Source organism: Pseudomonas putida W15Oct28 (genome assembly GCF_000708715.2).
GTDB classification, from domain to species: Bacteria; Pseudomonadota; Gammaproteobacteria; order Pseudomonadales; family Pseudomonadaceae; genus Aquipseudomonas; species Aquipseudomonas putida_R.
In genome coordinates this window covers 19,732-28,269 of the sequence record NZ_JENB01000061.1, presented here as the reverse complement: position 1 = coordinate 28,269, position 8,538 = coordinate 19,732, and the positions used below count along the sequence as shown (strand labels likewise).

Sequence of the window (8,538 nt, the reverse complement as noted above, 5' to 3'; positions counted from 1 at the left end):
GCATTCCTGTGGCGGCCTCTTCGCGGGCTTGCCCCCTCCCACAGGGTTATCGCTACCCTTCAGGCGTGTATTACACCCTGTGGGAGCGGGCAAGCCCGCGAAGAGGCCGGCACAGGTATATAGCCGCTGTTCGCCCCTTGGCAAACTCACTACACTCAAAGCTGTAATTCTTCTTCAATGAGGCATTAACGGTGACACCACTTCTGATCACCCTGCTCATCGTGGCGGGCATCGCGTTGCTGATCGTGATCGGCTACCTCAACAATGTGGTCGAGAACGGCAAGATCGAACGCGTCCGGACCAGGATCGAGCTGGCCGACCGCCTGCGCCGCTGTGGCGAAATCACCGAGACCTTCCCCGGCCAGTTCATGACCCCGGCCCTCAAACTGCTGCTGACCCGCCTGGAGCTGAACCTTAATCAGCGCCAGTTGGCGGTGGACAAGCACAACACCGAACTCAAGGCGCGTATCGCCGAGCTGGAAAGACTGATCGCCCTGGGCGACAAGATCCCGGTGAACAACCCGCCCAACCCGATCCACACCGAGGTCAAGGCCAAGGATGTGCGCTTCTTGCTGGAGGCCATGCACAACCAGGTAACCCGCGCCGCCCAGGAAGGCTTTTTACCTGCTGCCGAAGCCAAGCACTGGGTGAAGGAAATCCGCCACATCCTGGTATTGCTGCATATCGAGTTCTTCAACAACCTCGGCCAGCAGGCCCTGCAAAAGAACCAGCCGGGCCAGGCACGACTGGCGTTCGAGCGCGGCGTGCAGTACCTGCGCAAGCAGCCGGAGCCGAAGGTATATGAAGAGCAGCTGACGTATCTGGAGAAGTTGCTGGCCCGGGCCAATGCCCAGGTACTGGACCGCATGGCACCGGCGGAAGACGAACACAACGAATTGACCGACGGGCTCAAGACCGATGAGGAAGAGACCTGGAAGAAGAAGGTGATCTACGACTGATTTCGGAGCCTACGCCGGCCCTGTGGGAGCGGCCTTGCGTCGCGATAGGGCTGCGCAGCAGCCCCAGCTTTTTGCACAATAGCCAAAATTGCCGGGGCCGCTTTGCGGCCCTATCGCGACACAAGGCCGCTCCCACAGAGGGCCGGTGCAGGCCATATCAATCAGCAGTCAGTCAGCTCCAGGAAGACTGCCGCCAACCGCTCCAGCCCCACCTGGTCCGCCTCGCTGAACCGTCCAACCTTCGGGCTATCCAGGTCCAGCACACCAATCAGCCTGCCCTCCTTCACCAACGGGATCACCAGCTCGCTGTTGGACGCACTGTCGCAGGCGATATGCCCCGGGAACGCATGCACGTCCTCTACCCGCTGGGTCTGCCGCGTTGCCGCCGCGGCCCCGCACACGCCCCTGCCGAACGGAATGCGCACGCACGCCACCTGGCCCTGGAACGGGCCCAGCACCAGTTCTTCGTTGCGATTGAGGTAGAACCCCGCCCAGTTCAGGTCGTCCACCTGGTTATACAGAAACGCCGAAAACTGCGCGGCGTTGGCGATGAAATCACGCTCGTCGGCAAACAGCGCCTGCACTTGCGCCGCCAGCAGGTTGTAGCCATCGAGGCCGGCGCCACTGGCATTGAGGTCGATCATTTACTTTTGCTCCAGCAATTGCAGCCCGACCCAGTAGCGGGCGAACTGATAGGCACAACGGCCATTACGGTTACCGCGGCCAGTGGCCCAGCGCACGGCGAGGATGTCGAGTTGTTCGTCACGTTGCCAGGCCAGGCCCGCAGGGCCCGCCAGCTGGCCGATCCAGTGCTCGACAACGTTCAGGAAGTGGTCCTGGGTAAACGGGTAGAACGACAGCCACAGGCCGAAACGGTCAGACAGGGCAATCTTGTCTTCCACCGCTTCGCTGGGGTGCAGCTCGCCGTCCACGCGCTTCCAGTTCTCGTTGTCGCTCTCTTTCTCCGGCACCAGGTGGCGGCGGTTGGAGGTGGCGTACAGCAGCACGTTGTCGGGCGCCTGCTCCAGCGAGCCATCAAGCACGCTCTTGAGCACCCGGTAGTCGCCCTCCCCGGCTTCGAACGACAGGTCGTCACAGAACAGGATGAAGCGTTGCGGCAGCTTCTGCAGCTGCTCGACCACCCGTGGCAGGTCGGCCAGGTGGTCACGTTCGATTTCGATCAGGCGCAGGCCGGCACCGGCATGTTCGGCCAGCAAGGCGCGCACCAGCGACGACTTGCCGGTACCGCGCGAGCCCCACAGCAGCGCGTGGTTGGCCGGCAGGCCGCTGATGAACTGATGGGTATTGCGGCCCAACTGGTCACGCTGCTGGTCGACGCCGATCAGGTCGGTCAGGCGGATGTCCAGGCTGACTTCCAACGGCAGCAGGTAGCCGCTGCGGCCATCGCGCTGCCAGCGGGCAGCCAGGGTGGTGCCCCAGTCGATGTTCGGGCGTTGTGCCGGCAACAAGGGTTCGAGGCGCGCCAGTACCGATTCTGCGCGGTCGAGGAAAGCTATCAAGCGAGCGTCCATGACGACTCCTAACAATTTCAGTTTTTTGGGGCCGCTGCGCGCCCCTTCGCGGGCCTGCCCGCTCCCACAGGGATTGCGCTCAGCCTGGGGCTACGCTGTACCTGTGGGAGCGGGCAAGCCCGCGAAGGGGCGCAAAGCGGCCCCTGCTTGGCGATCAACTGAAATGAACAGACAGACCCGCCAGCAGCCGGGGCTATTCGGCTATGCTTGCGCAGCGCAAGGGACGTGAAACCGGCTCGGGACTCATGGATATCAAGTTCACCAATCGCCTGTCATACAAGCAAGCCCGGCTGACAGTCCTGGTCGGCTTCATCCTGGGAACATTGCTCAGTCTCATCCAGATCGGCATCGATTATGCCAGCGAAGACGCGTCCATCAACCGTGAAGTGCGCGCCTTGCTGCAAATCAGCCACAACCCGGCCTCGCGCATCGCCTACAACATCGACTCGGAACTGGCGCTGGAGCTGACTCGCGGCCTGTTGCAGTCACCGGCCGTCATCCGTGCACGGCTGATCGACAACAACGACACCGTGCTGGCCGATGTCGAGCGCCCCAGGCTGCAAGACCGCTACCGTCCGCTGAGCGACTTCCTGTTCGGCGAGCAGCGCCAGTTCAAGGAACGCCTGTACCTGACTCACATGCCCGAGGAATACCTCGGCACCCTGTACCTGGACGTCGACACCTACGCCTTCGGCAGCCGCTTTCTCGAACGCGCCGGCATCACCCTGCTCAACGGCTTTGCCCGCAGCCTGGTGCTGACCGGCATCCTGCTGGCGCTGTTCTACATGATGCTGACCAAGCCGCTGGTCACGGTGATCGGCGCGCTCAGCGGCAGCGACCCGCGCAAACCCCGGCAAACCCGCCTGGACTGCCCACACGGCCACGAACACGACGAAATCGGCGTGCTGGTGAAGGTCGCCAACCAGCAGTTCGTCAGCATGGCCACCGAGATCGAGCAGCGGCGCACTGCAGAAAACCGCCTTACCCAATACCTGAACGAACTGGAAGACATCGTTTCGGCACGCACCAACGAACTGAAGGCCAGCAACAGCAGCCTGAGCCTGTCCAACCAGGAACTGGAAACAGCGCGCCGCCGCGCGCTGGACATGGCCCAGGCGCGTGCTGCCTTTTTGGCCAACATGAGCCACGAAATCCGCACCCCGCTCAACGGCATGCTCGGCATGATCGCCTTGGCCCTGGACAGCCCGCTGCCCAGCGAGCAGCGCCAGCAACTGGCGATTGCCCACGACTCGGGCAAGGTGCTGGTGGAGCTGCTGAACGATATCCTCGACCTGTCCAAGTTCGATGCCGGCCAGTTGGAGCTGGAACGCATCCCGTTCGACATGGGCTCGATGGTGGAAGACACCGCCAACCTGCTGTCGCAGAACACGGCACAAAGCGTGGAGCTGACCTGCCTGATTGCCCGCGACTTCCCCAGCAGCGTGCTCGGTGACCCCACGCGGGTGCGGCAGATTGTCAGCAACCTGCTGTCCAACGCGCTGAAGTTCACCCGCTTTGGCCGCGTCGATGTGCGCCTGGTGAGCATCGTCGGCGGCGTGCGCCTGGAGGTGCGCGACACCGGCATCGGCATCCCCGAAGAGGCCCAGGCGCGTATCTTCCAGCCGTTCACCCAGGCCGGCGCCGGCATTACACGCCAGTACGGCGGCACGGGCCTGGGCCTGGCGCTGACGCGCAACCTGTGCAAGGCCATGCAAGGCCATTTGCACATTCGCTCCGAAGCGGGCTTTGGTAGCTGCTTCAGCGCCGAGCTGCCGCTGGCCGTGCACACCGAAGCCATTCCACCGTTGCCGCTGCACGGCCGCGTGGCAGCCCTGAGCGCCGCTGGCAGCGGGCTCAACGAACTGCTACAGGGCTTGCTGCCCGCCTGGGGCCTGGCCTACCAGCGGCACGACAGCAGCGCGACGCTGGACGCCGCAGCGATGGACCTGCTGATTACCGACGACGTAGACCGCCTGTTCGACCTGCGCCAAACCTTGAAAACACCCATCTTGCTGGTGACCGCCTACGGCAACTTCCTGCCCAGCGAGCAGTCGGCCGCCCTCGCCCCGCTCCATCAATTGGCCCGGCCACTGGCGCGCAACGCCCTGTACCAGACCCTGCGCCGTACCCTGCAAGGCTTTGATCCCGAGCACCCGCTGGCCAGCCCGGCCATCACCCTGGAGGCAGGCCGTGCGCGGATTCTGCTGGTGGAAGACAACCCGGTGAACCAGCTGGTGGCCAAGGGCATGCTGGCCAAACTCGGTTGCCAGGTGCAACTGGCCACCCAGGGCGCCGAGGCCTTGGAGCAGTTGGAACTGGATGATTTCGACCTGGTGCTGATGGACTGCAACATGCCGGTGATGGACGGCTACGAAGCCAGCCGGCGCATCCGCCAGAGCGGCCGCTGGCCCGACCTGCCCATCGTCGCGCTTACCGCCAACGCCATGCCCGAGGAGCGCGAACGCTGCCGGGCAGCGGGCATGAACGACTACCTGGCCAAGCCGTTCCGCCGCGAAGAGCTACTGGCGCTGGTCGACCACTGGGTGCCGCTCAACGGCTGAGCAGGCGCTCGATGTCTGCTTCCAGGGCCTGTGGCTTGGTGGTGGGGGCATAACGCGTCACCTGGCCGCTGGCCGGGTCGACCAGGAACTTGGTGAAGTTCCACTTGATCTTCTGGCTGCCCAGAATGCCCGGTGCGCGCTGCTTGAGCTCGACGAACAGCGGGTGGGCGCCCGGGCCGTTGACTTCGACCTTGCGAAACAGCGGGAAGCTTACGCCGAAGTTGCGCTCGCAGAACTGCGCAATGTCCCGCGCATCGCCTGGCTCCTGCTTGCCGAACTGGTTGCACGGGAAGCCCAGCACCACCAGGCCACGCTCATGGTAGGCCTGCCACAGCTGCTCCAGGCCCTTGTACTGCGGGGTAAAGCCGCACTGGCTGGCGGTATTGACCACCAGCAACGCCTTGCCAGGGAAATCGCCGAGCTTCTTGTGCTCGCCGCCCAGGGTCACGCAGGGGATGTCCAGCATCGATCCAGCCATGTTCGGGCTCCGGTCAGTCGCGCGGGCGCAAGTCGATGCACACCGAGTTGATACAGTAGCGCAGGCCAGTCGGTGGCGGCCCATCAGGGAACACGTGGCCCAGGTGCGCGTCGCAGCGGGCGCAGGTAACTTCGGTGCGAATCATGCCGTGGGTGGTATCACGGATCTCGATCATCGCGCTGTCTTCTATCGGCGCGTAGAAGCTCGGCCAGCCGCAGCCAGAGTCGAACTTGGTCTGCGCATCGAACAGTTTAGAGCTGCAGCAGATGCAGTGGTAGATACCATCGCGGCGCTCGCTGTTGTACTTGCCGCTGAACGGCCGCTCAGTGCCTTTGAGGCGGCATACCTGGTACTGCTCGGGGTCGAGCATCGACCGCCATTCATCCAGGGTTTTTTCAATCTTTTTCATGTGGAAACCTCGGCAGGCTGAATTTCACCCCGCACCGTCTTTTCCGGGGCGCGGGTGGCACGTATATTAGTTGGCTTCGTGTGCCAGGCGTTCAGTCTGGCACCCGCTTCCTGCCGTTTCAAACCTTTCGGCGGGGCGTAGCGCGTTTTCTCATATCGGGATCCCATCATGCAGTTCAGCAAATCGAACAAGCTCGCCAATGTCTGCTACGACATTCGCGGCCCAGTGCTCAAGCACGCCAAGCGCCTGGAAGAGGAAGGCCACCGCATCCTCAAGCTGAACATCGGCAACCCGGCGCCGTTTGGCTTCGAGGCGCCCGATGAAATCCTCCAGGATGTGATCCGCAACCTGCCTACCGCCCAGGGCTACAGCGACTCCAAAGGCCTGTTCAGCGCCCGCAAGGCGGTGATGCAGTACTGCCAGCAGAAGGAAATCGAAGGCGTCACCATCGAGGACATCTACCTCGGTAACGGCGTGTCCGAGCTGATCGTCATGTCGATGCAGGCGCTGCTGAACAACGGCGACGAAGTGCTGATCCCGGCCCCCGACTACCCGCTGTGGACTGCCGCCGTGAGCCTGGCTGGCGGCAAGCCGGTGCACTACCTGTGCGACGAGCAGGCCGACTGGTTCCCCGACCTTGAAGACATCAAGGCCAAGATCACCCCGAACACCAAGGCCCTGGTGATCATCAACCCGAACAACCCCACCGGCGCGGTGTACTCCAAGGAGCTGCTGCTGGGCATGCTGGAGCTGGCCCGCCAGCACAACCTGGTGGTGTTCTCCGACGAGATCTACGACAAGATCCTGTACGACGAAGCCGTGCACATCAGCACCGCCTCGCTGGCCCCCGACCTGCTGTGCCTGACCTTCAACGGCCTGTCCAAGTCGTACCGGGTGGCGGGTTTCCGTTCCGGCTGGCTGATCATCTCCGGGCCCAAGCACCACGCGCTCAGCTACATCGAAGGCATCGACATGCTGGCCAACATGCGCCTGTGCGCCAACGTGCCGGCCCAGCATGCCATCCAGACCGCACTGGGCGGCTACCAGAGCATCAACGACCTGGTGCTGCCGCCAGGCCGCCTGCTGGAGCAGCGCAACCGCACCTACGAGCTGCTCAACGACATCCCGGGCGTAAGCTGCGTGAAGCCCATGGGTGCGCTGTATGCGTTCCCGCGCATCGACCCGAAGGTGTGCCCGATCCTCAACGACGAGAAGTTCGCCCTTGACCTGCTGCTGTCGGAAAAGCTGCTGATCGTGCAGGGTACGGCGTTCAACTGGCCGTGGCCGGACCACTTCCGCGTGGTGACCTTGCCGCGGGTGGACGACCTGGAAGCGGCGATTGGCCGGATTGGCAACTTCCTGCGGACGTATTCGCAGTAAGTGATGGCCTCTTCGCAGCACAAGGCTGCTCCTACAGGTGTACGCATTCTCCTGTAGGAGCAGCCTTGCGCTGCGAATGGGCTGCGCAGCAGCCCTTTACATTCTCACAGGATGTTTCTTACATCCTGCAACGCTCTATCCCAAAGCCCCCGCGCCATCATCTGCCATACTCCGCCGTACACAGTTTGAAATAGTCGCACGATTGAATCGACGCGACAGGCCCCTTATATACCCCGCAGTAAGCGACAATTCATCCGTCAGGAGAACGTAACAACCATGATGCGCATTCTGTTGTTTGTGGCCACCAACCTTGCGGTGGTGCTGGTTGCAAGCATTACCTTGAGCCTGTTCGGTTTCAACGGGTTCATGGCCGCCAACGGGGTCGACCTGAACCTCAGCAGCCTGCTGGTGTTCTGCGCCGTGTTCGGCTTTGCCGGCTCCCTTGTCTCGCTGTTCATCTCCAAGTGGATGGCGAAGATGAGCACCGGTACCCAGATCATCAGCCAGCCGCGCACCCGCCACGAGCAGTGGCTGCTGCAAACGGTCGAAGAGCTGTCCCGTGAAGCGGGCATCAAAATGCCCGAGGTGGGTATCTTCCCGGCGTACGAGGCCAACGCCTTCGCCACCGGCTGGAACCGCAACGACGCACTGGTGGCCGTGTCCCAGGGCCTGCTGGAGCGTTTCTCGCCCGATGAAGTGCGGGCGGTACTGGCCCACGAGATCGGCCACGTGGCCAACGGCGACATGGTCACCCTGGCGCTGGTACAGGGCGTGGTGAACACCTTCGTGATGTTCTTCGCACGCATCATCGGTAACTTCGTCGACAAGGTCATCTTCAAGAACGAAGAGGGCCAGGGCATTGCCTACTACGTGGCGACCATCGTTGCCGAGCTGATCCTGGGCATCCTGGCCAGCATGATCGTGATGTGGTTCTCGCGCCGCCGCGAGTACCGCGCCGACGAAGCCGGTGCACAACTGGCCGGCACCTCGGCCATGATCGGCGCCCTGCAGCGCCTGCGTGTGGAGCAAGGCCTGCCGGTGCACATGCCCGACACCATGAAAGCCTTTGGCATCAACGGCGGCCTCAAGCACGGCCTGGCCGGGCTGCTGATGAGCCACCCGCCACTGGAAGACCGTATCGAGGCCCTGCGCCGTCGCGGTTGATCCATCGGGTAATACAGAAAGGGCGACTTCGGTCGCCCTTTTTGTGTTTGCCTGC

8 protein-coding genes are annotated in these 8,538 nt (G+C 63.1%); 4 read left to right on the top strand and 4 right to left on the bottom strand.

The window, feature by feature from the left end:
• Positions 1-191: 191 nt before the first annotated feature.
• The gene (locus tag AK81_RS25700) at positions 192-959 is read left to right on the top strand and encodes a hypothetical protein (RefSeq protein ID WP_043203795.1); all 768 of its coding nucleotides are present in this window, start codon (positions 192-194) and stop codon (positions 957-959) included.
• Between the two features lie 161 nt (positions 960-1,120).
• On the opposite strand, the gene AK81_RS25695 is transcribed toward AK81_RS25700, so the two are convergent.
• Positions 1,121-1,603, bottom strand: a complete 483-nt coding sequence (locus tag AK81_RS25695; protein WP_043203793.1) for a GAF domain-containing protein — start codon at positions 1,601-1,603, stop codon at positions 1,121-1,123.
• Positions 1,604-2,491: an ATP-binding protein gene (locus AK81_RS25690; RefSeq protein ID WP_043203790.1), complete on the bottom strand. Its 888-nt coding sequence runs from the start codon at positions 2,489-2,491 to the stop codon at positions 1,604-1,606. It abuts the gene before it with no gap.
• A gap of 203 nt (positions 2,492-2,694) precedes the next feature.
• On the opposite strand from AK81_RS25690, the gene AK81_RS25685 reads away from it, so the two are divergent.
• Positions 2,695-5,052 (top strand): hybrid sensor histidine kinase/response regulator, encoded by a 2,358-nt coding sequence (locus AK81_RS25685; protein ID WP_043203786.1) that lies wholly within the window; start codon positions 2,695-2,697, stop codon positions 5,050-5,052.
• Here the strand turns inward: AK81_RS25685 and AK81_RS25680 are convergent.
• Both AK81_RS25680 and msrB read right to left on the bottom strand, forming a co-directional pair.
• The gene (locus AK81_RS25680; protein ID WP_016500927.1) at positions 5,042-5,530 is read right to left on the bottom strand and encodes a glutathione peroxidase; all 489 of its coding nucleotides are present in this window, start codon (positions 5,528-5,530) and stop codon (positions 5,042-5,044) included. The genes AK81_RS25685 and AK81_RS25680 overlap by 11 nt on opposite strands.
• A gap of 13 nt (positions 5,531-5,543) precedes the next feature.
• A complete protein-coding gene (gene msrB / locus AK81_RS25675) occupies positions 5,544-5,939 on the bottom strand; it encodes a peptide-methionine (R)-S-oxide reductase MsrB (protein ID WP_043203783.1) in 396 nt (131 codons plus the stop codon).
• Between the two features lie 168 nt (positions 5,940-6,107).
• On the opposite strand from msrB, the gene AK81_RS25670 reads away from it, so the two are divergent.
• Both AK81_RS25670 and htpX read left to right on the top strand, forming a co-directional pair.
• Complete coding sequence (locus AK81_RS25670; protein ID WP_043203781.1) at positions 6,108-7,319, top strand: pyridoxal phosphate-dependent aminotransferase; 1,212 nt, start codon at positions 6,108-6,110, stop codon at positions 7,317-7,319.
• 276 nt (positions 7,320-7,595) lie between these two features.
• Complete coding sequence (htpX, locus tag AK81_RS25665) at positions 7,596-8,483, top strand: protease HtpX (protein WP_012271122.1); 888 nt, start codon at positions 7,596-7,598, stop codon at positions 8,481-8,483.
• Positions 8,484-8,538: the final 55 nt, after the last annotated feature.

Coding starts and splice junctions, on each gene's coding strand:
- AK81_RS25695 (WP_043203793.1), bottom strand. CDS start 1,603: ATGATCGACCTCAATGCCAGTGGCGCCGGCCTCGATGGCTACAACCTG.
- AK81_RS25690 (WP_043203790.1), bottom strand. CDS start 2,491: ATGGACGCTCGCTTGATAGCTTTCCTCGACCGCGCAGAATCGGTACTG.
- AK81_RS25685 (WP_043203786.1), top strand. CDS start 2,695: ATGCTTGCGCAGCGCAAGGGACGTGAAACCGGCTCGGGACTCATGGAT.
- AK81_RS25680 (WP_016500927.1), bottom strand. CDS start 5,530: ATGGCTGGATCGATGCTGGACATCCCCTGCGTGACCCTGGGCGGCGAG.
- msrB (WP_043203783.1), bottom strand. CDS start 5,939: ATGAAAAAGATTGAAAAAACCCTGGATGAATGGCGGTCGATGCTCGAC.
- AK81_RS25670 (WP_043203781.1), top strand. CDS start 6,108: ATGCAGTTCAGCAAATCGAACAAGCTCGCCAATGTCTGCTACGACATT.
- htpX (WP_012271122.1), top strand. CDS start 7,596: ATGATGCGCATTCTGTTGTTTGTGGCCACCAACCTTGCGGTGGTGCTG.